Origin of the sequence: Streptomyces sp. I05A-00742 (genome assembly GCF_013055795.1) — a bacterium.
Lineage (GTDB): Bacteria > Actinomycetota > Actinomycetes > Streptomycetales > Streptomycetaceae > Streptomyces.
The window spans coordinates 51,842-78,818 of record NZ_JABETO010000008.1 but is presented as its reverse complement, the minus strand read 5'-3'; the positions used below and the strand labels follow the sequence as shown (position 1 = coordinate 78,818).

General features: G+C 73.8%; 25 protein-coding genes and 1 pseudogene. 11 read left to right on the top strand and 15 right to left on the bottom strand.

Going from position 1 to position 26,977, the window contains the following annotated elements:
- Nucleotides 1-4: 4 nt before the first annotated feature.
- From HN013_RS10490 to HN013_RS10475, 4 genes are all read right to left on the bottom strand, one after another.
- Entirely contained in the window at nucleotides 5-2,743 is a 2,739-nt protein-coding gene (locus HN013_RS10490; protein ID WP_212764187.1) for a hypothetical protein, read from the bottom strand.
- A 297-nt stretch (nucleotides 2,744-3,040) separates the two neighbouring features.
- Nucleotides 3,041-3,721 (bottom strand): response regulator transcription factor, encoded by a 681-nt coding sequence (locus HN013_RS10485; protein ID WP_171165498.1) that lies wholly within the window; start codon nucleotides 3,719-3,721, stop codon nucleotides 3,041-3,043.
- Nucleotides 3,722-3,888: 167 nt separating this feature from the next.
- Entirely contained in the window at nucleotides 3,889-5,631 is a 1,743-nt protein-coding gene (locus HN013_RS10480) for a pyruvate dehydrogenase (RefSeq protein ID WP_171165497.1), read from the bottom strand.
- Between the two features lie 127 nt (nucleotides 5,632-5,758).
- Entirely contained in the window at nucleotides 5,759-7,123 is a 1,365-nt protein-coding gene (locus HN013_RS10475; protein WP_171165495.1) for a deoxyribodipyrimidine photo-lyase, read from the bottom strand.
- A gap of 194 nt (nucleotides 7,124-7,317) precedes the next feature.
- Between HN013_RS10475 and HN013_RS10470 the strand changes: the two genes are divergently transcribed.
- The gene (locus tag HN013_RS10470) at nucleotides 7,318-7,533 is read left to right on the top strand and encodes a hypothetical protein (protein WP_171165493.1); all 216 of its coding nucleotides are present in this window, start codon (nucleotides 7,318-7,320) and stop codon (nucleotides 7,531-7,533) included.
- Nucleotides 7,534-7,564: 31 nt separating this feature from the next.
- Here HN013_RS10470 and HN013_RS10465 read toward each other — a convergent pair whose 3' ends face one another.
- From HN013_RS10465 to HN013_RS10455, 3 genes are all read right to left on the bottom strand, one after another.
- Nucleotides 7,565-8,347 (bottom strand): hypothetical protein, encoded by a 783-nt coding sequence (locus HN013_RS10465; RefSeq protein WP_171165492.1) that lies wholly within the window; start codon nucleotides 8,345-8,347, stop codon nucleotides 7,565-7,567.
- Nucleotides 8,348-8,445: 98 nt separating this feature from the next.
- Nucleotides 8,446-9,738, bottom strand: coding sequence for a phosphoribosyltransferase (locus HN013_RS10460; protein ID WP_171165490.1), 1,293 nt, complete (start codon nucleotides 9,736-9,738; stop codon nucleotides 8,446-8,448).
- A gap of 103 nt (nucleotides 9,739-9,841) precedes the next feature.
- Nucleotides 9,842-10,273: an HIT family protein gene (locus HN013_RS10455; protein WP_171165722.1), complete on the bottom strand. Its 432-nt coding sequence runs from the start codon at nucleotides 10,271-10,273 to the stop codon at nucleotides 9,842-9,844.
- A gap of 278 nt (nucleotides 10,274-10,551) precedes the next feature.
- Here HN013_RS10455 and HN013_RS10450 point away from each other — a divergent pair, with 278 nt between their 5' ends.
- The gene (locus HN013_RS10450; protein ID WP_171165488.1) at nucleotides 10,552-11,310 is read left to right on the top strand and encodes a DUF72 domain-containing protein; all 759 of its coding nucleotides are present in this window, start codon (nucleotides 10,552-10,554) and stop codon (nucleotides 11,308-11,310) included.
- A gap of 13 nt (nucleotides 11,311-11,323) precedes the next feature.
- Here the strand turns inward: HN013_RS10450 and HN013_RS10445 are convergent, their stop codons facing one another.
- Complete coding sequence (locus HN013_RS10445) at nucleotides 11,324-12,901, bottom strand: GMC oxidoreductase (protein WP_171165486.1); 1,578 nt, start codon at nucleotides 12,899-12,901, stop codon at nucleotides 11,324-11,326.
- 182 nt (nucleotides 12,902-13,083) lie between these two features.
- Complete coding sequence (locus HN013_RS10440; protein ID WP_171165484.1) at nucleotides 13,084-14,367, bottom strand: wax ester/triacylglycerol synthase domain-containing protein; 1,284 nt, start codon at nucleotides 14,365-14,367, stop codon at nucleotides 13,084-13,086.
- A gap of 346 nt (nucleotides 14,368-14,713) precedes the next feature.
- Between HN013_RS10440 and HN013_RS10435 the strand changes: the two genes are divergently transcribed.
- From HN013_RS10435 to HN013_RS10415, 5 genes are read left to right on the top strand one after another with little or no spacing between them, the layout of a single operon-like run.
- Nucleotides 14,714-15,589: a fatty acid desaturase gene (locus HN013_RS10435; protein WP_171165482.1), complete on the top strand. Its 876-nt coding sequence runs from the start codon at nucleotides 14,714-14,716 to the stop codon at nucleotides 15,587-15,589.
- The gene (locus tag HN013_RS10430; protein ID WP_171165480.1) at nucleotides 15,586-16,377 is read left to right on the top strand and encodes a GNAT family N-acetyltransferase; all 792 of its coding nucleotides are present in this window, start codon (nucleotides 15,586-15,588) and stop codon (nucleotides 16,375-16,377) included. Before HN013_RS10435 ends, HN013_RS10430 begins: the two co-directional genes overlap by 4 nt.
- Nucleotides 16,374-17,306, top strand: a complete 933-nt coding sequence (locus HN013_RS10425; protein ID WP_171165477.1) for a 1-acyl-sn-glycerol-3-phosphate acyltransferase — start codon at nucleotides 16,374-16,376, stop codon at nucleotides 17,304-17,306. The genes HN013_RS10430 and HN013_RS10425 overlap by 4 nt, the downstream gene beginning before the upstream one ends.
- 22 nt (nucleotides 17,307-17,328) lie before the next feature.
- Nucleotides 17,329-17,610 carry an acyl carrier protein gene (locus HN013_RS10420; protein WP_171165475.1) on the top strand — a complete coding sequence of 94 codons (282 nt, stop codon included), beginning with the start codon at nucleotides 17,329-17,331 and terminating at the stop codon, nucleotides 17,608-17,610.
- Nucleotides 17,607-18,827: a beta-ketoacyl synthase gene (locus tag HN013_RS10415; RefSeq protein ID WP_171165473.1), complete on the top strand. Its 1,221-nt coding sequence runs from the start codon at nucleotides 17,607-17,609 to the stop codon at nucleotides 18,825-18,827. Before HN013_RS10420 ends, HN013_RS10415 begins: the two co-directional genes overlap by 4 nt.
- Before the next feature lie 22 nt (nucleotides 18,828-18,849).
- Here HN013_RS10415 and HN013_RS10410 read toward each other — a convergent pair whose 3' ends face one another.
- A complete protein-coding gene (locus tag HN013_RS10410; RefSeq protein WP_171165471.1) occupies nucleotides 18,850-19,188 on the bottom strand; it encodes a hypothetical protein in 339 nt (112 codons plus the stop codon).
- A gap of 239 nt (nucleotides 19,189-19,427) precedes the next feature.
- Between HN013_RS10410 and HN013_RS10405 the strand changes: the two genes are divergently transcribed.
- Complete coding sequence (locus HN013_RS10405; RefSeq protein WP_171165469.1) at nucleotides 19,428-20,387, top strand: sporulation protein; 960 nt, start codon at nucleotides 19,428-19,430, stop codon at nucleotides 20,385-20,387.
- A gap of 40 nt (nucleotides 20,388-20,427) precedes the next feature.
- Here the strand turns inward: HN013_RS10405 and HN013_RS10400 are convergent, their stop codons facing one another.
- Nucleotides 20,428-20,823, bottom strand: coding sequence for an NUDIX domain-containing protein (locus tag HN013_RS10400; protein WP_171165459.1), 396 nt, complete (start codon nucleotides 20,821-20,823; stop codon nucleotides 20,428-20,430).
- Nucleotides 20,824-21,063: 240 nt separating this feature from the next.
- Between HN013_RS10400 and HN013_RS10395 the strand changes: the two genes are divergently transcribed.
- Nucleotides 21,064-21,375 (top strand): hypothetical protein, encoded by a 312-nt coding sequence (locus HN013_RS10395; protein WP_171165457.1) that lies wholly within the window; start codon nucleotides 21,064-21,066, stop codon nucleotides 21,373-21,375.
- Between the two features lie 44 nt (nucleotides 21,376-21,419).
- Here HN013_RS10395 and HN013_RS10390 read toward each other — a convergent pair whose 3' ends face one another.
- Nucleotides 21,420-21,944: a GNAT family N-acetyltransferase gene (locus tag HN013_RS10390; RefSeq protein WP_171165455.1), complete on the bottom strand. Its 525-nt coding sequence runs from the start codon at nucleotides 21,942-21,944 to the stop codon at nucleotides 21,420-21,422.
- A gap of 152 nt (nucleotides 21,945-22,096) precedes the next feature.
- On the bottom strand, nucleotides 22,097-23,158 hold the full coding sequence (locus HN013_RS10385; protein WP_171165453.1) for a hypothetical protein: 1,062 nt from the start codon (nucleotides 23,156-23,158) through the stop codon (nucleotides 22,097-22,099).
- A 404-nt stretch (nucleotides 23,159-23,562) separates the two neighbouring features.
- Here HN013_RS10385 and HN013_RS10380 point away from each other — a divergent pair.
- A pseudogene (locus tag HN013_RS10380) lies at nucleotides 23,563-24,042 on the top strand (L,D-transpeptidase); the annotation flags it as partial.
- Nucleotides 24,043-24,158: 116 nt separating this feature from the next.
- The gene (locus HN013_RS10375) at nucleotides 24,159-25,784 is read left to right on the top strand and encodes a long-chain-fatty-acid--CoA ligase (protein ID WP_171165450.1); all 1,626 of its coding nucleotides are present in this window, start codon (nucleotides 24,159-24,161) and stop codon (nucleotides 25,782-25,784) included.
- 20 nt (nucleotides 25,785-25,804) lie between these two features.
- Here HN013_RS10375 and HN013_RS10370 read toward each other — a convergent pair whose 3' ends face one another.
- Both HN013_RS10370 and HN013_RS10365 read right to left on the bottom strand, forming a co-directional pair.
- Nucleotides 25,805-26,257 carry a DNA-binding protein gene (locus HN013_RS10370; protein WP_249374903.1) on the bottom strand — a complete coding sequence of 151 codons (453 nt, stop codon included), beginning with the start codon at nucleotides 26,255-26,257 and terminating at the stop codon, nucleotides 25,805-25,807.
- A gap of 76 nt (nucleotides 26,258-26,333) precedes the next feature.
- Entirely contained in the window at nucleotides 26,334-26,966 is a 633-nt protein-coding gene (locus tag HN013_RS10365; RefSeq protein WP_171165446.1) for a pyridoxamine 5'-phosphate oxidase family protein, read from the bottom strand.
- Between the last annotated feature and the right edge of the window lie 11 nt (nucleotides 26,967-26,977).

Below are 26,977 nucleotides of genomic sequence, written 5' to 3'. Positions count from 1 at the left end.
GCAATCACGGCAGTTGCTGTCCGGTCTTCGGGTCGTACTTCACGGCCACCGCGGCCACCTGGTCGGTCGGCAGGACCTCGACCCACTGGTCGAAGACCTCGTAGGGCTTCGCCGGCCGGAAGCCGCCCGCCAGCGGATCGAATCCGGTCTCGAAAACCTTCTCCGAGGCCTGAGTGAATGTGTAGTCGGCGTTGACCGCGTTCAGATGCGTGGTGAGCAGTGCCAGAACCTCGCCGACCTTCTTGTTCTGGTAGCTGTCCGGGTCGCCGGACTGGGGCACATAGTTGACGTCGAGGCCGGCTTCTCCCTCGACACCGGTGAGCCACTTCAACGCGGCCTGCTCCTGGCCGGGCCGGACGGGCAGAACGGCTTTCACCCACGCCGCGTTGAGGAATTCGTTGCGCCGCTCGTCGGCGTCGATCTGAATGAGCCACCCCAGAGAGCTGCCCAGCGGTGCGGGCCGCGTCTGCTCCGTGATGAGATAGTCGACCCGCCACTCGGTGTCACCGTCGGCCGCCCTGTACTTCTCCGCGCGGGAATACCACCCGCCCACCGTCTGGCCCTGAAGGGGCGCCACGGTGCCGCCGGTCGGTGACGACTCGTCGCCGGGAGGCAGCGGATACCTGCCGGTGCTGGTGTTGGTCACCGGAGGGGGCGGCACCGGCCCGGGGCGCCAGAAGTCGGGAGCGACGAAGTACAGCATCTCGTCCACGTCGAAGAGGTGCTGGATGCCCTCCGCCTCCGGGTACGGCCAGTCATCCGGTTTCTTGGGATATTGATCGGCCTCCTCCAGCCGCCGGATGAGATTCCGGAAGACCACCCGGCGCTCCTCGCTGCGCAGGTCCTCGGGTGTGCGGGAGCGCATGGTGCTGACCAGGTGCAGCCGTTCGCGTACGGCTTTCCCGTACGCCTCGTGCTGCAGCCGGGTGACTTCCTTCTTGTAGGCGTTCTCGGCGTCATCGTTGGCCTTGTCGATCGCCGCCTTGGTTTCCGCCTTCAGTGTGTAGACGATGGTGACGTCGATGGGGAGGGACTTGTTTCCCTGGAAGTTGGCGTATGTCAGCCGCAGCGCGAAGGCGTTCGTGGCCGGATCCGGGTTGCCCCCGCCCATGTTGAGGGTGGCGGCGTCGATGGTGAACTGGACCTGGGCGCCATGGACGTCGACCTGCGGGGGAACCCCCTTCTTGATCTCGAAGCCTTCCGGCGGTGGCGGCAGGGTGAAGTCGAAGCGGAACTTGATGAGGTCGTTGTGTCCCACATCCGGTTTGAAAATGCCGACGTTGGGGTCGGTGTCCGGCTTGTAGGTGTTCTCCGCGTCAGTGTCCGCGCCATGGGTCAGGACGAACTTCAGCTCCAGCGGGTGCGTCACCTTCTGGTCCTGCGGATAGGTCTGCTTCTCGGGCTTGGGGATCGCTGTCAGATCGGGCGCCTCCACGACATGGACCATGTCGCCCAGCCCGAGATCCCGGCCCGGATCGCCGATGAACACCTGCCAGCACAGCCGCGAGCCGACGTGCTGGAGCTGCAGTCCGACCTTGCGCAGCTTGCGCCGCAGTTCGTAATTGACCAGTTCGTTGGTGGTGTTCTGCAGGATGTACCGGCGGCTCGACGTGTCCGTCGTCTCCGTCACCGTCCTGAAGCTGGTCTTGAAGTTGCGCTTGATCTCGCTCGTGGCCTTCGCGGCCTGGGTGCGGGTGTGCTTGTGCGTGGCCTCGGAGCCCCGTTTGACCGTGTTCTGGGTGCTGAAACTGGCACTCACGTCGGCGTGGTAGATCGCCGCGTTCACTCCGCCGGTGGCGCTCACCCCGAGTTTTGTGTCGCGGGAGTTCTCCTCCTTGACCGCGTCGGCCACGTCGTCCTGCTCGGTCAGGCTCTCCTCGGTCTTCCGGGAGACCTCCTCCGACACCTCGGCCGCCTTCTCGACCAGCGTGCGCCGGGTACTGCTCTCGACCACCTCGACGGAGCCGCCGGGGCTCACCCAGATGTGCCCCACCGGGGGGCCCAGGAAGGTGTCGAACTCGAAGAAGTACTCCCGGAAGAGGTTCACCAGCCCCACGGGGGACAGCCCACCGGACTCGGCGTCGTCGTAGTGCTCCGCCAGCGCGGCCAGTGGTGCGTAGGTCAGCTTGCGGGCCTCCGGACCGAAGAACCGGTTGAACGCCAGATTGGCGAACGGAGAAGAGGGATGTGCCTCGGAGGCGGCGATGGACGTGTACGCGCCCAGCCACCCGGACAGCGGGTGGTAGACGCCGAACAACTCGCTGGCGTACGGGAGCTGTCCCGCGAAGTCGGCGACCGGTCGCCCCGCGTACGCCGGCAGGCCCGGGGCCGGTACGGTGATCCGCTGCGAATGGCTGGTCTGCCCGCCCGACGAGAGGGCGAAGGGCATCGAGACGAAGGGGTTCCCGGGAGTGCTCTTCATGAGGAGCACTTCCCCGGTGGCCGCCCGGACCGGGGCGATAAAGGCGATCGTCTGCGGCCCGGTCCCCCGGATCTCACGGCTCACGTACTGGCGGGCCTCCGACGGGTCCTTCTGGAGGGACGTGCCCTCCAGGGCGGGCACCCCGGGAACGGCGGCGGGATCCAGCACATTGATGTCTCCGGCCAGCGCGAGAGCCAGCCGATTTCCCTGAGGGAGGTCCTGCGACGTCCCCTCGGCCTTGTACGTCCACAGGTTGTAGGCGGCACCGACCGTTCCGCTGGGGACCTGCGTCGCGCCGACGAACGTGAGCACCAGCGTCATGGGGGCATCCCTTCCGTTTCGCTCTCCCGGGTTCTCCCATCCCATGACACGCCGCGGCTCACACTGAATGGTGGGTGTGATCACCCGGCCGGTCTCCGCCCCGTCCCCGGATGGAGGGCGACCGGATCGTCACGCGGCCCACAGGATCGTCACGCGGCCCACCGGATCCTCAGGCGGCTCACCGGCCGCACTTCATGCGATCTCACGGTTCGGCCAGGGACACCGGCGTGGCCGAAGACGGCATCGCGCGGTGGCCCGGCCCGGGGGCCCGGCGGCTGAAGGAGCCGCAGCCCGCCCTCAGCCGCCCGCCCGGGCCGCCTCCGACGCGATGACGGCCGCCTGGATGCGCCGCTCGACGCCCAGCTTGGCGAGGAGCCGCGAGATGTGGTTCTTGACGGTCTTCTCGGAGAGGAACAGCTGGCGTCCGATCTGGCGATTGGTCATGCCCTCGCCGATCAGGGCCAGGATGTCGCGTTCCCGGGGGGAGAGGCCGGCCAGCCGGTCGTCCTCCGGGTGCGCTCCCTCGTCCCCGCGCAGGCTGCTCATCAGGCGTGCGGTGGTGGCCGGGTCGAGCATGGACTGCCCGGAGGCGACCGTGCGGATCGCGGCCACCAGGTCGGAGCCCTTGATCTGCTTGAGCACGTAACCGGCCGCCCCGGCCATGATCGCGTCGAGGAGCGCGTCGTCGTCGTCGAACGAGGTGAGCATCAGGCAGGCCAGCCCCGGCATCCGCGACCGCAGCTCCCGGCAGACCGTGATGCCGTCGCCGTCGGGCAGCCGGACGTCCAGCACGGCGACGTCGGGGCGCAGGGCGGGCCCGCGGGCGAGGGCCTGTTCGATGGTGCCGGCCTCGCCGACGACCGTGATGTCGTCCTCGGCGTCCAGCAGGTCCTGGATGCCCCGCCGGACGACCTCGTGGTCGTCCAGGAGGAACACCCGGACCGGCTTCTCCGGAGAGAAGACCCTTGCCTGTTCCACTGCCCCTCCTGTCACCGTCCGCGCCGGTCGCATCGGTCGCGCTTCGTCGATCGTGAACGATCGTACGGGGCGGTGCCATGGGCCGAACGGCCCCATCCGGCGGTCCCCGAGCCTCCCGACGCGGGGCCCGCCCCGCGCGCCGGACGTAGCCCCGCCCCGGGGTCGGTTCAGGGCCGCGGGATGTTGCGCAGGTTCGAGCGGGCCATCTGCACCATCCGGCCCACGCCGCCGTCCAGCACCATCTTCCCGGCCGAGAGGGCGAACCCGCTCACCATGTCCGCGCTGATCTTCGGGGGCATCGACAGGGCGTTGGGGTCGGTCACGATGTCCACGAGTGCCGGACCCTTGTGCCGGAAGGCGTCCCGCAGCGCGCCCCGCACGTGCTTGGGCTTCTCCACCCGCACCCCGTACGCCCCCGCCGCGGAGGCGATGGCCGCGAAGTCGGGGTTGTGGTTGGACGTCCCGTACGCGGGGAGGCCGCCCACCATCATCTCCAGCTCGACCATGCCCAGCGACGAGTTGTTGAACAGCACGACCTTGACCGGCAGGCCGTACTGCACCAGCGTCAGGAAGTCGCCCATCAGCATGGAGAACCCGCCGTCGCCCGACATCGACACCACCTGCCGGTCCGGGTCGAGGAACTGCGCCCCGATCGCCTGCGGCAGGGCGTTGGCCATCGACCCGTGGGTGAAGGAACCGATGACGCGGCGGCGGCCGTTGGGGGTGAGGTAGCGGGCGGCCCAGACGTTGTTCATGCCGGTGTCGACGGTGAACACCGCGTCGTCGGCCGCCTCCTCGTCCAGGATCGACGCCACGTACTCCGGGTGGATCGGCGTGTGCTTCTCCACCTTCCGCGTGTACGCCCTGACGACCCCCTCCAGGGCGTCGGCGTGCTTCTTCAGCATCTTGTCGAGGAACTTCCGGCCGCTCTTGACCCGCACCTTCGGCGTCAGACAGCGCAGCGTCTCGCGGACGTCGCCCCATACGGCGAGGTCGAGCGCGGACCGCCGGCCCAGGTGCTCGGGCCGCACGTCCACCTGGGCGATCTTCACGTCGTCCGGGAGGAACGCGTTGTAGGGGAAGTCCGTGCCCAGCAGGATCAGCAGGTCGCACTCGTGGGTGGCGTCGTAGGCGGCGCCGTAGCCCAGCAGACCGCTCATGCCGACGTCGTACGGGTTGTCGTACTGGATCCACTCCTTGCCCCGCAGCGCGTGGCCGACAGGCGCCTTCACCCGCTCGGCGAACCGCATCACCTCGTCGTGCGCCCCCGCCGTGCCGCTGCCGCAGAAGAGTGTCACCTTGCCCGCCTCGTCGACCATCCGGGCGAGCGCGTCGATCTCCGCGTCCCCAGGACGCACCGACGGCCGGGCGGTGACCAGGGCGTGGTCGCCGGTGGGCGCGGCCGCCGGCTCGCCCGCGACGTCCCCGGGCAGCACGATGACGCCGACGCCGCCGCGCCCGATCGCGTTCTGGATGCCGGTCCGCAGCACCCGCGGCATCTGCTGCGGGTTGGACACCAGCTCGCAGTAGTGACTGCACTCCCGGAACAGCTGGTCGGGGTGGGTCTCCTGGAAGAAGCCGGTGCCGATCTCGCCGCTGGGGATGTGCGAGGCCAGGGCGAGCACCGGCGCCATGGAACGGTGCGCGTCGTACAGGCCGTTGATGAGGTGCAGGTTCCCCGGCCCGCAGGAGCCCGCGCAGGCGGCGAGCTTCCCGGTCAGCTGCGCCTCCGCCCCGGCGGCGAAGGCGGCGGCCTCCTCGTGGCGGACGTGCACCCAGTCGACGGCCGCGTTGCGGCGCACCGCGTCCACGACCGGGTTGAGACTGTCGCCGACGACCCCGTAGAGCCGGCGCACCCCGGCCCGCGCCAGGATCTCGACGAACTGCTCCGCCACCGTCTGCTTGGCCATGGGACCGTACCTCCCGTTCGCTGCCGTACCCGACCGGCGCACGGCCGGTCACCCCGCCCCTGCCCCCATCCACCCACGGAACACCTGGACGTGCATCTTCATGCGGGCGGCCGAGGGGACGCGGCCCTCAGCCGAGCCCCCGGGCCGCGCGGAAGCGGGCCAGGCCGTCCGCGAGGCCGACGAGGGGCGCGGGGTAGGGCAGCCGGGCCCGCTCCGCGTCGCCGAGCCTCCAGGGCTCGTGGGCCGATCCGCCCGCGAGACCGGCGAGTTCAGGCACCCAGCGCCGGACGTAGGTGCCGTCCGGGTCGAAACGGCGGCCCTGGACGACGGGGTTGAGGACGCGGTTCGGGCGGGTGTCGGTGCCGGTGCCCGCCATCCACTGCCAGTTGAGCTGGTTGTTGGCCAGGTCGCCGTCGACCAGGTGGTGGAGGAAGTGACGGGCGCCCTCGCGCCAGTCGTGGTGGAGGGTCTTGGTGAGGAAGGAGGCGACGATCATCCGGGCCCGGTTGTGCATCCAGCCCTCGTGGGCGAGCTGGCGCATGGCCGCGTCGACGACCGGGTAGCCGGTCCGCCCCGCCCGCCAGGCGTCGTACTCGGCGGCGTCCCGGCGCCAGCGGTCGTGCCGTGTGCGGTAGTCGCCGGCGGCGGCCCGGGGGACCGCGGCCAGGACCTGGTGGTGGAAGTCGCGCCAGGCCAGCTGCCGGACGAACGCGTCGGCGCCCGGGGAGCCGCCGCGGGCGCGGGTCACGACCTCCGCGGGGGACAGGCAGCCGAAGTGCAGGTAGGGGGAGAGGCGGGACGTGCCGTCGGCGGCCAGGTCGTCGTGGAGGCCGGCGTAGTGCCCCACCCCGTCCCGCAGCCAGGCCGCGAGACGGCGGCGGCCCTCGCGTTCGCCGCCTCGCGGCAGGCCGGGCGCCACGTCACCGGCCGCGAGGTCCGCGGCCGCGGGGACGGGGAGACCGCCGACCTCGGGCACCTCGACCCGGCGGGGCGCGCCGGTGACGGCCCTCGGCGGCTCCGCCGACCAGCGCCGGAAGTAGGGCGTGAACACCGCGAAGTGGTCCTTGCCGGAAGGCGTGACCGCGCCCGGGGCCACCACGGTGATCACCCCCTCGTGCACCCGCAGCCGCCGCCCGTCCGCCTCCAGCGCGGAGCGCAGCCGCTCCTCGCGGTGGTGCGCGTAGCCGCTCACCCCGGCGGCGAGGTGCACCTCCGCCGCGTCCGTCTCCGCGGCGACCCGGCAGGTCTCCTCGACCACGGCGCCGCGGCGGACGACCAGCCGCCCGCCGCGCGCCCGCAGCCCCTCGTCCAGGTCGGCCAGGCAGTCGGCGAGGAACGCGGCCCGGTTGGGCGCGGTGAAGCCGGCCTCCGCCACGCCGGTGTCGACGACGAACAACGGGACGACGCGGTCGGCCGCCCGGAGCGCCGCCCGCAGCACGGGGTTGTCGTGGAGCCGCAGGTCGGAGGTGAAGAGAGCGATGGCGACGCGCATGGCGTCAGGCTAGGGCGTGGGAGCGGGGGCGGACCGGCCCGCGGGGCGTCGAGGGGGCGTCCGGGGGTGAGCCGTTCGGGTGAGGAGACCCCCGGCCGCAGGGCATGCGGTCCCGGCGCTGGAACACCTGACGGTGAGAACCCCGGGGGAGACGCCGGACCGACCGGACGCGACACGATCAGAGAGGCGCCCGCATGCCCGCCGACGAACTGACACGTTTCCTGGAGTCCCTGAGCCCGGCGAGCCGGGAGAAGGTCCTGGCCCAGCCGCGCGAGCGGCAGGAGCAGCTGGCCGCGGCGTGGGAGGCCGAGCTCAGCGAGGACACCGACCTGGACACGCTCAGCGAGCTCTCTCCCGCGGCGGCGGCGGACGAGGCGGCCGAACGGGTGGTGCGGGAGTTCTTCGAGTAGCCGGAGGGCCGGCCGGTCGCCGTAGCGGCGGTCACGGCGTCCGGCGCGCGACGGCGTACTCGGTGCGGGCCGCCGCCGAACGGGCCGTGTCCCGCGAGCCGGTGACGGCCGCGCCCCGCGAGGTCACCTCGGCGCTCTCCAGCACCGCGTCGACCTCTTGCTGCGCCCGGCCCCCGGCGGGTTGGGCGACGCCCATCAGGAAGGCGGCCCGGTCCCCGTCCAGGGCGACGAGGGTGAAGCGGAGCCGGGCGGGCCCGTCCTTCTCGGTGTCCACCCGCAACGCGACCGTGTGGGCGGGACGGTCGTCCACCGTCACCGCCCGCGATTCCTCGGGCGTCGCGGGCCGGTCCGGGAAGAAGAACTCCGCGTTCGACCGGGCGGCCCGTTCCGCGACCCGGCCCAGCTCGGCGGGGGGCACGGGGCGTCCGGACCGCCCCGCGAGGACGGTGGCGGTCTGCTCGCCGTCCGGTTCCCCGCGCTGCTTCTCCCGGCCGATCGTCGTGGTGAACGCGCTGATGAGCTTGCCCTTGCTCTGCTTCCACCCCTCGGGGATCGCGTAGGAGAGCCCGGCCGCGTCGTCCGTCACCCTCGGCCGGCCGGCCAGCGGGGAGCCGTCCTCCCCGCGCGACAGCCACCACGCGGTGCCCGCCCCGCCGGCCAGCAGGACGCCCAGGGCGACGGCACCGGCCACCGCCGCCCGGCGCCTGCGCGGCGGCGCGGGAGGGAACGGGGGAGGGAACGGGGGAGGGAACGCGGGAGGGGGGCCGGGGAAGGGCGGGGCGGCCTGCGGTCCGGTGAACGGGGGCGTCGTCATGGCCCCATCTTCGCTGGTGGGGGACCTGGGCCGCCTGAGCGCTCCTACTCAGTTCCGGTACTCAGGTGATCATCATTTCGGCGAGGGCGAGCCCAGGCCTAGCCGCCGAGGTGGTCGGTGAACCACTCGCAGGCGAGCTCCGCCACCGTGTCCAGCGCCCCGGGCTCCTCGAACAGATGGGTGGCGCCGTCCACGACGACGAGCCTGTTCTCGCACCGCATCCGGGCCGCCGCCTGCCGGTTGAGGTCGAGGACGGTCCCGTCGAGGCCGCCGACGAGGAAGAGCGTCGGCACCCGCACCTCGGCCAGCCGGTCCATGGCCAGGTCGGGCCGCCCGCCCCGGGACACCACGGCCGACAGGCCCTCCGTGCCCTCGTCCGCCGCCGCCCACAGGGCCGCCGCGGCACCGGTACTGGCACCGAAGTAGCACAGAGGAACGGACTCGCGGCGCATCAGCCCGGTGACGTCCATCAGCCGGCCGGCCAGCAGGCCGATGTCGAAGACCTTCGCCCGGTCCTCCGCCTCCTCCGGGGTCAGCAGGTCGAACAGCAGCGTCCCCAGGCCCTCCCGGTTGAGCACGCCCGCCACGGCACGGTTGCGCGGACTGTGCCGGCCGCTGCCGCTGCCGTGGGCGAAGAGGACGACCGCGGGGGCGCCGGGCGGCATCGTCAGGTCGCCGTCCAGGGTGACCGTGCGGCCGTCCACCGGCAGCTTGACCGGGGACGGGCCGTGGATGTGGGCGCCGGTCCTGGGCGGCGACGTGGTGTCGTGCCGCAGCAGGGAGACGACCTCGTCGTCCTCGGTCTGGGAGAAGTCCCGGTACCACTCGCCCACCGCCGAGAAGCCCGGGGGAGCCGAGAGGCACACCAGCTCGTCGGCTTCGCCGCGCAGCGCCTCCACCGCGTCCGGTGACGACACGGGAACGGCGAGGACGACCCGCCGGGCGCCCTGCGCCCGGGCCACCCTGCACGCCGCGGAGGCCGTGGAGCCGGTGGCGATGCCGTCGTCCACCACGATCGCGGTACGGCCCTCCAGGGAGACCCGCGGACGCCCGCCGCGGAACCGTTCGGCCTGCCGCCTCAGCTGGAGCTCCTCGGCCTGCTGGACCTCCACGAGGTCGTCGTCGTCCACCCGGCCCAGGCGCATGATGTCGTCGCGGACCACCCGTACCCCGCCCTCGCCGAGCGCGCCGAACCCCAGCTCCCGGTGGGAGGGCACGCCCAGTTTGCGGACCAGGATCACGTCCAGCGGGGCCCGCAGCGCGTGGGCGACCTGGAAGGCCACGGGGACGCCGCCGCGGGGGAGGCCCAGCACGACGGGATGGTCGCTGCGCAGATGCTCCAGCCGCTCGGCCAGCCGCCGGCCCGCATCCACTCGGTCGTCGAATCGCATGGTCCACCTCCGGCCTCCGGGGGACGGCCCGGCCGGCGGGAAAGGTCTCCCTTCCACTATGCCGACCCCGCCCGGCCGCACCAAGCCGGGGGCCGGCCGCGGCTCACCCGCCCCCGTCCGCCAGGGCCGCCCTGATGCGCGCCGCGACCCCTTCCGCCTCCTCCTCCGACGCGTACCGCGTCCGGGGCCAGAAGAACCCCCGCAGCCCGTCCTTGCGGTTGCGCGGGACCACGTGCACATGGAAGTGCGGCACGGACTGGCTGACCCGGTTGTTGGCGGCGACGAAGGAACCGGCGGCGCCCATCCCGCGCTCCACCGCCCCGGCGATCCGCCGCACCCGGGCGAAGAACGGCCCCACGTCCGCCTCGGGCAGGTCGGTGAGGGTGCCGACGTGCCGCCGGGGCACCACCAGCACATGGCCGGGGAAGAGCGGCCGGGCGTCCAGGAACGCCACCGCCGTCTCGTCCGCGAGGACCCGGTGGGCGGGCGGCCCGCCCGCCGCGATCGCACAGAAGACGCACTCCACCCCACCCATGGTGAGGGCAGCGCCCGCTTTCCGGGCGCGCTGCGCGGAACCGCCGGCGGTCACCAGCGTCATCGTGGCCGCCCCGATCGTCCGCTCCTGGTGGGTGAAGTCCCGCCGGGACGACCGCCGACAGCGGTGATGTCCCGGGGCGTGGGCGCATGAGCCCAGGCCCCGGGACAGACCGGCGGCCTGTGCGCGGTCCCGTACTCCTGAGCAGTCGAACAGATCCGTCATCGGGTATTGCTGTAGATGACAGTCACCGTCTGTTCAAGGACCAGGGACCGCCCATGCCCCTCCTCGTCGGAACCTCGGGATGGCAGTACGCCGACTGGCGCGGCGGCCTCTACCCGGACGGGCTGCCCCAGCGGCTGTGGCTGGAGGAGTACGTCCGCCACTTCGCCACCGTGGAGAACAACAACGCCTTCTACCGGCTGCCCTCCCCGGAGAACTTCGCCGCCTGGCGCGAGCGCACCCCCGAGGGGTTTGTGATGGCCGTCAAGGCCAGCCGCTACCTCACCCACATCAAACGGCTCCACGACCCGGCGGAGCCCGTCGCCCGGCTGATGCGCCACGCGGCGGCCCTCGGGGACCGGCTCGGCCCCGTCCTGCTCCAGCTGCCGCCCACCCTGCGCGCCGACCCGGCGGCGCTGGACGCCGCGCTCGCCGGGTTCCCGGCCGGCACCCGGGTCGCCGTCGAGCCCCGGCACACCTCGTGGTGGACGGACGAGGTGCGGGCCGTGCTGGAGCGCCGCGGTGCCGCGCTGTGCTGGGCCGACTCCGGGTCCCGGCCCGTCACGCCGCTGTGGCGCACGGCGGACTGGGGCTATCTGCGCTTCCACGGCGGCCGGGCCACGCCATGGCCGCGCTACGGGCACCGGGCGCTCGGCACCTGGGCCGCACGGGTGGCGGAGGCGTGGCCCGGACGGGCGGACGTGTACGCGTACTTCAACAACGACCCGGGCGGGGCGGCGGTCCTCGACGCCGTGGTCTTCGCCCGGGCGGCGGCCCGGACGGGACGGGAGGTCGGGAGGGTGCCGTCGCCGTGACACCGCCCGCCCCTCACCCGGAGTTCGCGACGATCCGCGCCAGCGCGCGCTCGGCGAGGGCCGTGATGGTCAGCGACGGGTTGGCGCCGCCGACGCTGCCCGGCAGCAGGGAGCCGTCGACGACGTACAGCCCGGGGACGCCCCGGACCCGGCCCTCCAGATCGGTCGTGCGCCCGACGGCGCAGCCGCCCACGGGATGCGACGTGTAGGCCGGGATCCGCACCGTGAGGGGAAGCGTGCCGGGATTGGCCGCGCCGACGCGCCGGTCGAGCTCCACGGCGGCCCGGGCCGCGGCCGCCGACTTGCCGCGCCAGCCGGTCAGCCGCACCCGGCCGGTGCGCGGGTCGGAACGGAACGCGCCCCGGTGGTCGGTGTCCACGGTCATGCTGAGGGTGACGACCGCCGGCAGGCCGTGGAACCCCGGCAGCACCCAGCTCTCCGCGCGCAGTGGCAGACCGAAACCCGAGGGGACGAGGACCCCCGACGCGCACGGCGCGCCCTGTACGGCGCCGTGGCGGACGAGCGGCTGCGAACGGACGGTCAGCTGGTCGCCGTTGTCGCCGAAGCCCTCGCCGAGGCTCGCGGGCAGGTCGGGCAGGGCGCCGCTGTCGCGGGCGGCGACCAGGAGCCGGTTGGTGTTGAGGGTGCCCGCGGCGACGAACAGCAGGTCGCAGGTGAACTCGTCGGTGCCCCGCACCGATCCGTGCGGGCCCAGCCTGCGGACCTCCACCCGGAAGCGGCCGTCGCGCCGGCGGCCGATGGAGCGGACCTCGTGCAGCGGGCGCAGCTGCACATGCCCGGTGGCCAGGGCGGCGGGCAGGTAGCCGCGCGTCAGGGACTTCTTGGCCCCGTTGCCGCAGCCGAAGTCGGAGCGGCCGACGGTCGCCGAGAGCGGCACCCGGTGGGCGAGCTCGCCGCGCACCACGTCCCAGTCGAACGTCGAGTCGAGGGGCGTGCTCCGGAAGCCCGCCCGGGCCAGCTGACGGTCCCACACCCGCGAGTGCGTGAACGGCTCGGAGCCGTAGACGTCGCGCGGCATGGGCGAGGCGCCCAGCATCCTCCGGGCCAGGGGGAACCAGGTGCGGGCGAACTCCTCGTGGCGCAGTCCGGCCGGGTAGAGCCGCTCGAAGTACGGGCGGGGCGGGGCGACCGTCACGCCCGTGTAGACCACCGAACCCCCGCCGACCCCCGCCCCGCAGAGGATGTCGATGCCGTCCTCCTCCGCCACCTCCAGCACACCGGGGGCCGGCCGGACGGGCGTCGGCAGCAGGCCCGGGTAGCGCGTGGTGCGGCGGAACCAGAACATCGTGTCGGTGACCCCGTCCACCGATCCGAACACCGGCCTCGCGGGGGCGACCGGCCACTCCCGGCCCCGCTCCAGCACCAGGGTGTCCACGCCCGCCCGGCCCAGGCGCAGCGCCGCGACCGCCCCGCCGAACCCCGAACCGATGACCAGCGCCCGGAAGTGGGTCCGCGTGGCCGCCGTCGCGAACGCCCGGCTGCCCCGGCCGCCCAGGACCGCCGCCCCGAGCCCGGCCAGGGTGCCCCGGCCGGCCAGCTCCAGCAGTTCCCGCCGGTTCCGTTCCGGCATCCTCGCCTCCCTCGTTCCCGGCCGTGCCGTCGACCGCGTGCCCACGGTCGTGACGGGTACGGCTCACGGACGGCCACCATCCGCCGCCGGGGGCCGTCCGCGCAGGGGGCACCACCGGGCGGCGCCCGTCCGGGTGCGTCAGGACGACCTGTCCGGCCGAGCCGCCCCGCCGCACGAGGCGGTCAGTCCGGGCGCACCGCGGCCACGGCGGCGCGAAGTTCCGCCAGGGCGGCGTCGAGGAGGCCGGGCAGCCGGTCGGTGCCGGGCACGCCGGAGTCGAAGAGGAAGGAGGCGGAGACCCGGGTCCTCTCCAGGACGAACACGCATCCGCCCGGGGACGGGCCGACGGGCGGGGAGACCGGGATGAGCCCGGCGACGCCCGGGGCGCTGTCGTGCAGGTCCGCGGGGATGACGGTGACCCCCGGCCGGGCGGGGGCCCAGTGGTGTACGACGCGGTGGACGAGCCACGCCACCGGACCCGGCGCGCGGAGCAGGCGGCCGAAGAGTTCGCGGAACCGGTACAGCGTCATGGGGCCGGTGTCGCGGACGACGTCCTCCAGCCGGCGCACGGGGGAGGGTTCGGCACAGGGCAGCGTGAGCGGCATGATGCCCACCGAACTGCCCAGGGCGGCCCGGTCGCCCGGGTGGCGGAGGCTGATGGGCAGGTAGGCGCGCAGCCCGCGGCGCTGCCTTCGGCCGCCCGTGCCGGACCAGTGCTCCGGCGTCCAGGCCCGCAGGGCCCCGGCGAGGGCGGCCAGGCCGATCTGGGCGGCGGTGGCCCCGGTGCGGCGGGTGATGTCGTCGAACGCCGCCCGGTCGAGGGTGACCGTGTGCAGCGTCCGTTTCCCCGTCATCGTGGTCCCGGGCGGCAGCCACCGCGCCGTGCGCCCGAAGAGGTGCGGCAGGAAGCGGACGCAGGAGCGCAGCCCCACCGGTGAGGACGGAGCGGTCGCGGGCCGCGGCGCGGGCGGCGGCAGCCTCGCCCCGGACAGGGCGGCCCCCATCGCCCGCGCCACGGCCAGACCGTCCTGGAAGAGGTGGGCCGCCCGGTACGTCAGCAGGAACTCGTCCTCGCTGTAGCCGCGGATCAGCCGCACGCCCCACAGCGGCCGGCCGGGCGCCAGAGGGCTCTCCAGCGCGTCCAGCGCACACCGGTCCGCGGACCGTCCCGCCGGGACCTCGATCTCCTCGACGTGGCGCGAGACGTCCAGCCGGCCCGCCGGTTCGAACCGCGCGCGGCGGCCCCTCCCGGCCACCCGGTACCCCAGGGCGGGCACCCGCGCGACCATGTCCGCGACCAGCAGTTCGAGCTCGTCGCGCGTAGGCGGCGGGCCGGTCATCCTGGCGGCGATGCAGACGTGGGTGCGGGCGGGGTCCGGGACCGACCGTGCCCGCAGGTACTGGTACCGGTCCGACGGGCCGAAGGACACGGGGCCGTGATCACGGTTCATGGGAAGCACGAGCATGCCGGGAACCCTCCCGTGGGGTGATGCTTTTCGGGTGATTTTCTACCTTTCCTGCCACTATGGCCCTCGACCCGACGCGGGGGCCGCAGGAACACAGCTCCCGTCCTCCCGAGTCGAACCGGGTGACGTCCCGTCAACCTCCGTACGGGACCCCCGTCAAACTTTCAGGTGAAGCACGGCCCGCGAGGCGTGGCCGGGGGGAGCCGGTGGGCAGTTTCCCCCAGGCGCTGCCGGGCCGCAGTGCTCGTGTTCGCTCCCCGCGGGAGAAGACATCGTGACCGTTTCCCCTGACAAGTCCCCTGTCACCGAACATCGGTATCGCCCGGCGGGCGCGGACCGGACCCCCATGGCGACCTCCGTCCTTCTCGTGTGCCTGGCCCTGACGGTCGTGCTGTGCCAACTGTTCGTGCTCCCCCTGTGGTTGCTGCCCCGGGATCCCGCGTGGGGCTGGGCGGAGGTGCCGCTGACGCTCACCGCGGTCCCCCTCTGGTCGTTGGTCCACGAGGGCATCCACGGCAGCCTGTTCGCCGACCGGACCCGGAACGACCGCTGCGGCCGCGTCCTGGCCGTGCTCCACGGCGCACCGTTCGTGGTGCTGAAGACCGGACACCTGCTGCACCACCGGTACAGCCGCACACCGCGCGAGCGCACCGAGGTCTACGACGCCGGGACGACGACCTGGCTCAAGGTCGCGCCGGGCTACTACGCGAGGCTCCTCGGCGGCCTCTATCTGATGGAAGCGGCCTCGGCGTTCCTCGCCGTGCTGCCGGCGGGGGCGATGCGGCGCCTCGCCCGCGCCGCCGAGGCGCCGGACTCCGTGGCGGGCCCGCTGTTCGAACGCCTCGCCCGCGCCCGGGCGCTGCGCCAGCTCCGCGTCGACGCGGCGGCCGTCGTCGCCCTCCACGCGGCGGCCTTCGCGGCCTACGGCGGGTACGCGTGGATGCTGTGCGCCGCCCTCGGCGGGCGGGCGCTCATGGTGTCGCTCGCGGACAACGCGTACCACTACGCCACCCCGCTCGACGCCCCGCTGCAAGCACTGGACCTCCGGCTGCCCCGCCCCCTCGAAGCCTTCGCGCTCAACTTCAACCTGCACGGCGTGCACCACCGTCACCCGGGCCTGCCGTGGTCCGCGCTGCGGGCGCGTGGCGACGGCCACTACGACCTCGGCTGGTTCCCGGCCGTCGCGCGCCAGCTGCGCGGTCCGATCAGGCAGGACCGATGAGCACCGGGACCGAACCCTCGACGGACGGACGACGCGTCCTCGCCCGCGCCGGGAGCGCCGGGTCCGCGCACGGCTACGAGGTCACGCTGGCCACCGACGAACCGGGTGTGCACGCCGCACAGCGGCTGCGGCACGCGGTCCTCACCGGAGAGTTCGGCGACGGCGCGGTGTCCGCGGTGGACGGCCGCGACGCGGACCCCTTCGACGGGCTCTGCGACCACCTCGTCGTCCATGAGCGGGCCACCGGGCAACTGGTGGGCACCTACCGGCTGCTGCCCCCACGGGCGGCCGGCCCCGCCGGGAAGCTCTACGCCGACGGCGAGTTCGACCTCGGCGCGCTCGCGCCCCTGCGCGACGGCCTCGTGGAGGCCGGGCGCGCGTGCGTCCACCCCGGACACCGCAACGGCACGGTGATGCTCGCCCTGTGGTCCGGCATCCTCACCTACCTGACGCAGCGTCGGTCCAGGTGGCTGTGCGGCTGCGTCTCCGTCTCCCTCGACGACGGAGGGCATCGGGCCGCGGCGGCCTGGCGGACGGTCCGCGACCACCACCGGGCGCCCCTCCCGCACCGGGTGACACCCCGCGTCCCCTGGCCCGCCGACACCGTCCCGGAAGGGCCCGACGCCCCTCTCCCCCCGCTGCTCCAGGGCTATCTGCGACTGGGCGCCTGGGTGTGCGGACCACCGGCCCTCGACGCGGCCTTCAACGCCGCGGACCTGTTCGTCCTCCTGTCCCTGGACCGGGTGAGCCCCGCCTACCTCCGCCTGCTGCGCAGGATGAGCGGATGACGGGACCCGGCCCCGCGGCCGTCGCGCCCTGGCGCCCGGTCTCCTCCTGCGGGCGCGACTGCCTGCGGCCCGCCCCGCCGACCGTCGGACACCTGCGCCGGGCCCTGCGGATCGGCGCCTTCCTGCTGCTGCTCGCCCACCTGCCGCTGCTGGCCCTGACCGTGCTCGCCGGGCGCCGCGCGTCGGACGCGGCGTACCGGTGGTTCCTGCGGGGCACCCTGCGGTCGATGGGCGTCCGCCGGACGGTCCGCGGAACGCACCACCGCACCGGTGGCGGCCCGGCCCCGCTGGTCGTCGGCGACCACACGTCGTGGCTCGACGTCGCCGTGCTCCCGGCCGTGCTGCCCGTGCGCCTGGTCAGCCGGGCCGACCTGCGCCGATGGCCCGTCATCGGCTGGCTCGCGGTCATCGGCCGCAGCATCTACGTCGACCGGGACCGGCTGTCCACGCTGCCCCGCAGCGTCGCCGCCGTCGCCGCGGCGCTGCGCGGCGGGGACGCGGTGGCCGCCTTCGCCGAGGGCACGACGTGGTGCGGCGCCGCCCGGGGCCGCTACCGTCCCGCCGCCTTCCAGGCCGCACTCGACGCCGGAGCGGCCGTCCTCCCGGTGGCCCTGCGCTACCACGTCGCCGGCAGAACGGTGACTGCCGCCTCCTTCGTGGGCGACATGACCGCGGCCGAGTCGCTGCGCAACACCGCCGCGATCCGGGGACTGACCGTCGAGGTGACGCTCCTGCCCCCCATCCCCGCCGGTGCGGCTCCCGACCGCCGGAGCCTCGCCGCGCTCGCCGAACACGCGGTCGACGCCCATGGCCCGGCCGTACGCCGGTGCCGCGCCCGGCACTGCCCCGCACCCCACGCGACGTGCACCCGGTGCGGAACGACGGAAGCTCTCGCGCCACGGCGGCACGGTCTGTGCAACCCCTCCTGAGAACGGACGGTGAAGGACGGCGATGAGCAACGCGTACGAGATCCTGACCGAAGCCCTCGTCACCCGGATCGGCATCGATCCCGAACAGCTGGCCCCGGAGCGCACGTTCAAGGAGCTGGCCCTGGACTCCATGGCGATGGTGGAGCTGGCCGTGGCGCTCGACGACCACACCGGGGCCCTGCTCCCGCTCGAGGACCTGAGCAGCCTGACCCTCGCCGAGGCCGCGGCCCTGTTGTCCCCGCCGGACGGTCCGGCCGTCACCGGCGGTCCCGCGGCGGTCCCGCCCGGCGGGGGCGGACGATGAGCGACGGCGCGGTCGCCGTCACCGGCCTGGGACTGGTCACCCCGGCCGGAACGGGCGCGGAAGCCACCTGGGAAGGGCTGCTGACCGGCCGGTGCCGGGCCGCTCCCGACCCCCTGCTGACCGGGCTGCCGGTCGACTTCTCCTGCCGGAGCGGCTTCGACGCGCTCACCGCGCTGGGGCGGCGGGCGGCGGCCCGGCTGGACCGGTTCAGCGCCATGGCCCTGGCCGCCGCCCGCGAGGCGGTCGCCGACGCCGGACTGGACCCGACCGCCTGGGACCCGCTGCGGGTCGCGGTGGTGATCGGGGCGAGCAGCGCCTGCATGGAGCACTACGACCGGGAGTACGCGCGGATCCTGGCCGGCCGCCCCGACCGTGTCTCACCCATGGCGATCATGCGCAGCATCCCCAACATGGCCGCGGGCGAGGTCGGCCTCGACCTCGGCGCACGCGGCCCCAACCTGGCCGTCTCCACCGCCTGCGCCTCCGGCGCCACCGCCATCGGCGTGGCCCGCGACCTGCTGCGGGCGGGCAGTTGTGACATCGCCCTGGCCGGCGGCAGCGAATCCCTGCGGGCGCGCGGCACCGCCGTCGGCTTCCACCAGATGCGCGCCCTGTCCGGCCGCCGCCACGACCCGGAGGGCGCGTCCCGGCCGTTCGACACCGACCGCGACGGCTTCGTCCTCGGCGAGGGGGCCGGGCTGCTCGTCCTCGAACGGCCCGAGCACGCCCGCGCCCGCGGCGTCCGCCCCAGAGCTCTGCTGCGCGGGTACGGCGCCTCCTGCGACGCCCACCACACGGTCGCCCCGCACCCGGAGGGGCGGGGCGCGGCCGACGCCCTGCGCACGGCCCTCGCCGACGCCGGAATGGCACCCGGGGACATCGACCACGTCAACGCCCACGGCACCGCCACCCACATCAACGACCTCGCCGAATACCGGGCCCTCGCCAGCGTCTTCGGCACGCCGCCGCCCGTCACCGCCCCGAAGAGCGTCCTCGGCCACTCCGCGGGCGGCTCGGGCGGCATCGAGGCCGCGTGCGCCGTGCTCACCCTCCAGCACCAGCTCATCCCGCCCACCGCGAACCTCGACAACCCCGACCCCGAACTCCCGCTCGACATCGTCCGCAAGACCCCGCGCCGGGCCCGGCTGAACACGGTCGTCAGCAACTCGTTCGGCTTCGGGGGCCAGAACGCGGTCCTGGCCTTCAGCACGGTGTGAGCGGGCTTCCGGCCCCCTTCCGTCAGATGCTGACGCAGACGCCGTCCTCGATGGAGCGGCCGTCACGCTCCAGGCCACCGCAGACGAGCTTGGAGCCGGCCTGCTCGTAGCCCACCTTCCAGCGGTGGGAGGCGGCGGTGACCTCGGGCGAGTGGAAGTTGCCCCAGTAGGAACGCAGCTTTCCGGGCAGGCCGTCCTTGGTCCGCACGGTGATGTCCTGGACGAACCGGTTGTGGTGGGCCGTCATGACGCAGATGTACGTGCCGCAGTGCGTGCTGACCCCGGCCTGCGCGGGCGCCGCCGCCACCAGGCCGAGGGCGAGGGCGGCGAGGACGGTGGTGATCTTCTTCAGCGCATGCATCGGGTGTCCCCCTGTTCACGGTGCCGCACCCCGGTGGCGCGGCCGACCGGGTCAGTAGACCGTCGTCCGGCCGGACGGGCCGGGCTTCCCGGGGAATGTCATCTGATCAGGTGGAATTGGGCGGTCCGCGGCGCGGGCCGCCGGGCGACGGAGCGGTACCCCGTGTTCCGCCGCCCGCCCGCTCAGGGCAAGGTGGTGCCGTACACGGTACGGAACACAGGTAGGGAGTGGACGCCGCGATGGTGTTCAAAAAGCTGCTCGGTTCGCTCGGTGTGGGCGGCCCCACGGTCGACACGGTCCTGGAGGGCGCGGCGCTGCCCGGCGGTGCCCTGACCGGGGTGGTCCATCTGCGGGGCGGCAAGGCGGACTTCGACGTCGAGCACATCACCCTGGAGCTCGTGGCCCGGGTCGAGGCCGAGCACGGCGACGGGGAGTACGAGGGCACGGTCGTCTTCGACCGGCACACCGTCGGCGGGGGCTTCCGCCTCGCGGCCGGCGGGACGCACGACGTCCCGTTCGCGGTGACGCTGCCGTGGGAGACGCCGGTGACCGAACTGGACGGGCAGCACCTGGGCATCGTCCTCGGGGTGCGCACCGAGCTGGCGATCGCCGGGGCGAAGGACAAGGGCGACCTCGACCCGCTGGCCGTCCGGCCGCTGCCGGTCCAGGCGGCGGTGCTGGAGGCGTTCGGCCGGCTCGGCTTCGGCTTCCGGTCCGCCGACCTGGAACTGGGGCACATCCGGGGCAGCGGACAGCGCCTCCCCTTCTACCAGGAGATCGAGCTCACCCCCGCGCCGCGGTACGCCCACGCGGTCAACGAGATCGAGGTGACCTTCCTGGCCGGGCCCGACGGCATGGAGGTCGTGCTGGAGGCCGACAAGCGCGGCGGCCTCTTCTCGGGCGGGCATGACGCCGTCACCCGTTTCCACATCGGGCACGACGACGCGTCGCACCGCGACTGGGACGCGGAGGCCGAGTCCTGGATGCGACAGCTCCTCGACCGCCACGGCTCCCACGGGGGTCACCACGCCGACGGTCACCACCAGGAGAGCGGTCACCGGCGGGGCCCGGGCATGGGCACCGCCCTCGCCGCCGGCGCGGCGGGTGTCGCGGTCGGTGTGGTGGGCGGCCTGGTCGCGGCCGAGGTCGTCGACGAGATCGGGGACGCCTTCGAAGACGTCTTCGAGGACGAGGGCTGAGACGGACGACGAATGAGGCAGGGGCCTTGGCCCGCGGCCGTCAGCGCAGCAGGCCGGACGCCTTGAGGTCGTCGAAGAGCAACTGGTCGACCGGCGGCACGAGCGCCCGGTCCGCGTACGAGAACCAGGCCACTTCCTCGATCTCGCTGCTGGCGGCCAGGGTCCCGCCGTACTCGCCCGCGTAGCAGCTCATGCGGACGACGGCCCCGTCCGGCAGTTCCGGCACCGCCGCCTCGTACGTCCCCACATGCACGACCGTCCCGGGGTCGAGGAGGACCGTCAGCTCCTCCTCGACCTCCCGCAGCAGGGTCTCCAGATCGCTCTCCGCGCCCTCCCGCTTGCCGCCCGGGACGTAGAACACGTCCTTGCCGCGCGGGCGCGCACAGAGGACGCGTCCGTCCTCGATCCGCACCCAGGCCACCGTGTCGATCAGCACGGACCCCGCTCCTCTCCCCGCGGCCGCCGCGCCGCGCGGGTGCCATCCAACCAGAGAGCCTCAGGGCGGGCAGGCCCCGGTCGCGTCGGCGCGGGCTGTCCGGGGTGCACCGAAGGGTCAGTCCACGGCGGGCTGTTGACGCGGGAGCCGTGTCGTGCGTGTCGTGCGGGCGCGAGCGTCGTTGAGCGCATCGAAGCCTTTTCGGGCTAATCGTCAGTTGTCCAGGAAAAGGACCTAATGATGCGTCTCTTCCGTCCGATCGTCCTCGCTCTCGCCGGGCTCGCGCTCGCCATGGCCGGTCCCGTGGACGCGGCAGTGGCCGCGAAGGGCCAGTTCAGCTGGGTGGGGCCCAAGGGCAGGCCGTTCTTCGTCGACAACCCGCCGGACGGCCGCTGTTACACCATGAGTCAGGAAGCGCACGGCGCGCACAACGGGACGGGCTCGCCGGCCACGATCTACAGCGGCAAGCAGTGCAAGGGCAAGTCGGTGCACCTCACGCCCGGGCACGGGGCCCCGCGGGGCACGGCCTTCTCCAGCGTGCGCTTCGGCTGACCCCGTGGCCCGTCCCCGTCGGGGCTGCCCCGGCGGGGACGGGCTCACATCGGCAGCGAGTGCAGCCGCACCGGTCCCGACGGCCACTCCGTACCCGCGCGCAGCCCCGTCCACAGGGTCCGCAGCGGCATGGTCCGGGGACCGGCGGGCTGCTCCACCTCCACGTCGTCCGTCACCGGGTGCCAGCCGAGCCGTTCGTAGAGCCCGACCAGCTCCGGCAGACAGAACAGCAGCCCGAACGGGAGTCCGAGGTTCCGGGCGTGGTCCATGGCGGCGGTGACGGCCGCCCGCGCGAAGCCGCGGCCCCGCACCCCGGGTGCCACGGCCACCCCGCCGAGCCCCGCCACGTCCATCCGGGTGCCGCCGGCCGTCAACGGCAGGACCACCAGACCGGCGTGGGCCACGAGACGGCCGTCCCACCGGACGCCGAAGTGCTCGTCCTTGGAGCGCCAGGTCAGCCCCCAGCCGTCGACACCGAACGGGTCGGGGGCATCGCCCAGGATCTCGGCGGGCGAGTACTCGGCGAGGCGGACGGTGACCGGACCGGGGGAGTGCTCGTCGTCGCTCATGCGTGGAAGATGGCACATCCCGGCGCGGCCGTCCGTGGTCCGTGTCACGTCGCCCGTTGTCACGTCGTCCCGTTGTCACGTCGTACGGGGCAACGCCCGTCCCCCGCAAGACCGTCCGGCCCGCAGGGGCCGCGGAGACCGGGCCCGCCGGTTCAGCCGGCGCGGCCCGGTGAGCCCTCTAAGGACCCCAGGCAGTGCCGCCGGGCGCGGAGGAACTCCTCGGTCGCCAGGTCCGGACGGCCGGAGTCCTCCGTGAACGAGGCCCACGGCTGGACGGCGGTGTGGGGCCCCATGGCCGCGAACACCTCCGCCGCCTCGGCGTACTGACGGGCCGACCACAGGGCGAAGGCCAGGTGGGACAGGTCGGCCACGGACAGCACCGACGGCCCGGCGGGCCCGAGGGTGGCGAACCAGCCCTGGTACGCCCGCAGCGTCTCGGTGCGGATGGGGTCCACCGACCACTGCGAACGCAGCAGCGCGTCCGAACGGGCCTGCGTCCGCGGGTCGGCGGCCTGCCGCCGGTGCAGCTCGGCGTACGCGAACAGCGGCAGCGCCAGCAGCGCCGACCCGGCGGGGGCCCACGACGCCACCCAGCGGGCGAAGTCGACGGCCGACACCGAGGCCGCGGCGCCGGCGGTGCACGCCTGGAAGAACTGGAGCATCCGGTGGAACGCCTCGCGGTTGCACTGGTCGCGTTCCCAGATCCGGGACAGCAGGCCCCACGGGCCCGGCGGCAGCATGATCTCCCACGGCTGGAGCTGGTGTTCCGGCCGCTCCTGGCGCTCGTCCAGCGACGCCAGGGTCAGCAGGCAGATCCACGGAACCGGGTCGCCGGGCGCCGCCTCGACCGCCAGCCGGCACGCCTCCCGGGCCTGGTGTTCCAGGTGGGGGGTGTCCGGATGGCCCTGGCGGTGCGCCCGCTGTGCCCGCTGCACCATCACCCGGGCCCACATCACCCGTGCGTCGACGCTGTGGCCCTCCTCCGCCGCCCACGCCTCCACGATCGTCGACCCCGCGGCGACCGCGCCGAGCACCTGTGTACGGGCCGTGCGCAGCGACCAGTCGGGGCCGGTCTGCGCCAGCAGGTCGCGCATCGCCATCCAGCGCCCCGCCCACACCTCCTCGACCGCGATCCGCAGGGCGTCGTCGAGCCCGGCCGGATGGTGCACGGGACGGAAGCCCCCGCCGGCGTGGGGGGCGGCCTCGCGCGCCATCAGCCCACCCCGTCGTGGAGGACCGGCCGGGACGCGGGCGGGCGGTGGGCGGTGGTCCGGGTGCGCGTGCGGGAGGGGCGGATGCTCGGTGGGCTGACAGCGCGTGGGGGGACGGCTGCTTCGGACATCAGGGTCACAAGGGGTCCTGGGCTGGAGAGCGAGATGATACGGGAGGACATGGGGAGAACGGACAAAAGCCGGACTGTGCACGGGAGTTCACGGCACGTGTCGGCATGAGAGTAACCCCCTGTCGACGGCTGGTCGACCGGGGGGCGGGGGAAGATCGCGTTCCGCCGGAAGAGCCGTGTGCGGTATGCAACCAAGTGGGGATTTCGGTGGTCTTACCGTGCATGACAAGGACACACACCCCTCTCCGGACACGGCTCGGCGTCCTCCTGGGCGCCGCCGGCCTCGCCGTCCCCCTGGCCGTGGTGGCCGGCGGGACCGCCCAGGCGGCGCCCGCCAAGGCCCCTGCCAAAACCGCCCCCGCCAAGGCCTCCGCGAAGGTCACCTGCCCGACGAACAAGGGCAGGATCGCCTGCGTCGACCTGACCCGGCAGGTGAGCTGGATACAGGACGGCAAGAAGGTCAAGTACGGCCCGGTCCACATACGCTCGGGCAGAAAGGGCTTCGCCACGCGCACCGGCCTGAAGAAGGTCTACTGGCGCGACAAGAACCACGTCTCCTCCCTCTACAACGTGAAGATGCCGTACAGCCAGTTCTTCGACGGGGGGCAGGCCTTCCACGCCATCAGCGGCAGCGTGTACTCGCCGCCCGGCTCCCACGGCTGCGTCAACATGCGGACGAAGGACGCTCAGGCGTACTGGAACCTGCTGCGCAAGGGCGACGACGTCTTCGTGTACGGCCGCAAGCCCGGCACCTGACCGTCCCCGCACCGACGGGCCGGGGGAGACCGGGGGAGAGAAGTCCCGGCTCGTCCCGTTCCCCGGCCCGCCGCTGCGCCGGTACGCTGCCCGGAGCCTCGACCGGGGGGAACGGGATGACCGCACCGCTCGCACAAGGTCCGCGCCTGCTGCACGAGTTGCCCGCCCACTGGGCCGCCCGCTCACCGGACGCCGAGGCCCTGGTCTCCGGGGCCGACCGCCGGACGTGGCACGAGCTCCGCTCACGCGCCGACCGCCTCCGCGGCGCCCTCCGCGCCGCGGGCGTTGGCCGGGGCGGCCGGGTCGCCGTCGTCGGCCGGAACAGCGCCTCCTGTCTGGAGGCCGTCCTCGCCGCCGCCGGCGCGGGAGCGGCCACCGCCGTGCTGAACTGGCGCCTCGCGCCGCCCGAACTCGCCTACGTCCTCGCGGACTCCGGCGCCGAGGTGCTGTTCGCCGACGCCGCACTGCTCGACCCCTTACGGACGGCCCTCCGCGACCTGCCCGCCCCGCCCAGCCTCGTCGTGACCGGAACCCCGGACGCGCCGGTGACCGGCGGAGCCGTCGCCTATGAGTCGCTGATCGAACGGGCGGAGCCGCTGCCGGCCCTCGACGGCCTCGACCCCGACGACACCTGCGTCATCCTCTACACCTCCGGCACCACCGGCTTCCCCAAGGGCGCCGAACTGACCCACCGGGGCCTGCTGGAGCAGGGGGCCGCGCTGCTCGCCGTCCTGCCCCTGGGACCGGAGGACCGCAGCCTGGCCGTCCTCCCGTTCTTCCACGTCGGCGGCGTCTGCTACGCCATCACCACGATGCTCGCCGGCGCCCCCACCGTCGTCCTGCGCGAACCGGCCCCCGACGCCATCTGCCGGGCCGTCGCCGACGGCGTCACCCACCTCGTGCTGGTGCCGGCCATGCTGCCCGGCATCATGCGGTCCGGCCCGGAGGCGGTCGCCGCGTTCTCCCGGCTGCGCCACTGCCTCTACGGGGCCTCTCCGATGCCCCTGCCGGTGCTGCGCCGGGCGCTCGACCTGTTCCCCCGCACCCGGTTCCTCCAGTTGTACGGCATGACCGAGGTCTCCGGCGCCGTCACCGCGCTGGCCCCCGAGGTCCACCGTGACCCCGCCCAGGCGCACCGCCTCACCTCCGCCGGGCGCCCGCTGCCCGGAGTCGAGACCCGCGTCGTCGACCCCGCCACCGGGGCGGCGGTCCTCCCGGGCCACCGGGGCGAACTGTGGCTGCGGACCCGTCAGCGGATGAAGGGCTACCTGGGGAACCCGGCCGCGACGGCGGAGACCATCACCGAGGACGGCTGGCTGCGCACCGGGGACCTGGCGCGCGTCGACGAGGACGGCTTCGTCTTCGTCGAGGACCGGCTGAAGGACCTGATCATCACCGGCGGCGAGAACGTCTGCCCCGCGGAGGTCGAGCGGGTGCTGGCCGAACACCCCGCCGTCGCCGAGACCGCCGTGATCGGCGTGCCCGACGAGAAGTGGGGCGAGTCGGTGCACGCCGTCCTGGCACCGGCTCCCGGGGCCCGGATCAACGCGGCGGAGCTCCGGGCCCACTGCCGGGAGCGGCTGGCCGGGTACAAGTGCCCCCGCTCGGTGGAGGTGGTGGAGGCGCTGCCGCGCAACGCCACCGGCAAGATCGACAAGAACGCCCTGCGGGCCGCCGCGCCCGGACCGGACGGCACCCCTCCCGAGGACGCCCGCCCCGGAACGGCCTCCGCCACCGGATGATCCGGGCGGGGCCCCACGTCCTACAGCTGCTCCCCGTCGGCCGCCGTGCGGTCGGCGAGCCGCTCGTAGCGCTGCCGCGCGGCCTGGGGCGTGCCGAGCCCGAGGCCGAAGGCGATCTCCGGCCAGGTCATGCCGCGCCCCCGGGCCATCCGGAGAAGCCCGGCCTCCAGCTCGTCCATCTCCCCGCGCATCAGCGGGACGAGGCTCAGAGCGGCCGTGATGTCGGCGCGGTCCACCTCCGGCTCGTCCTCCTGGAGCAGGGCGGCCCCGCTGAGCAGGAACGACACGAGCCGGACGGCCTCGTGCGGCCCGATGACCGAGGGGTGCGCCTGACGCCGGCGCTGGGTGTCCGTGGCCGCGTGCCGCTCGGCGATCCGGAACAGGGACGCGTGGACGCGTTGCGCCCGTGCCTGATCGGGGTCCGGGGGCGAGAAGGGGTCGGCCGTGGGGGTGGGGTCAGGGGTTGTCGCCATGTCCGCAAGCATGCGTTGGCGTATGACAGGGCGTCAAGGTGTTGTTGTGAACAGATTGTTTGCTCGCTGTGCGCGCTCAGCCGTAGAGGTGGTCGGCGTACCGCGGTCCGTAGTAGCGCTCCAGCTCCTCCATGGAGTCCTCGGGCCGCTCCAGGGCCTTGGCGATCCGTGCCCGCGGCGGGGTCTTCTCCGGCTGCCAGGTCTCCGGCTTCCACAGGTCGGAGCGGAGGAACGCCTTCGAGCAGTGGTAGAAGACCTCCTCGACCTCGACCAGCAGGGCGAGCAGCGGGCGGTGGCCCTTGACCGTCATCCGGTCGAGGAAGGGCGCCTCGCGCACCAGCCGGGCCCGGCCGTTGACGCGCAGGGTGTCGCCGCGGCCGGGGACCAGGAAGACCAGGCCGACGTGCGGGTTGGACAGGATGTTGTGGAAGCCGTCCATCCGTCGGTTGCCGGGGCGTTCCGCGATCGCGAGTGTGGTGTCGTCGAGGACGAGCGTCAGGTCGCCGGCCGGGTCGCCCTTGGGGGAGACGTCGCAGTTGCCGTCCGCGTCCGCGGTCGCCACCAGGCAGAACGGCGACTGTGCCAGCCACTGCCGGTCGAGGTCGCACAGTTGCGGCCGGACCTTGTCCCGGACGCGGGGCAGTGGTTCCCCGAGCAGTTCCGTCAGCTGGCCCGCGTCGGTGATCTCGACCAGGTCCGTTGTGTCCACGATGATTCCCC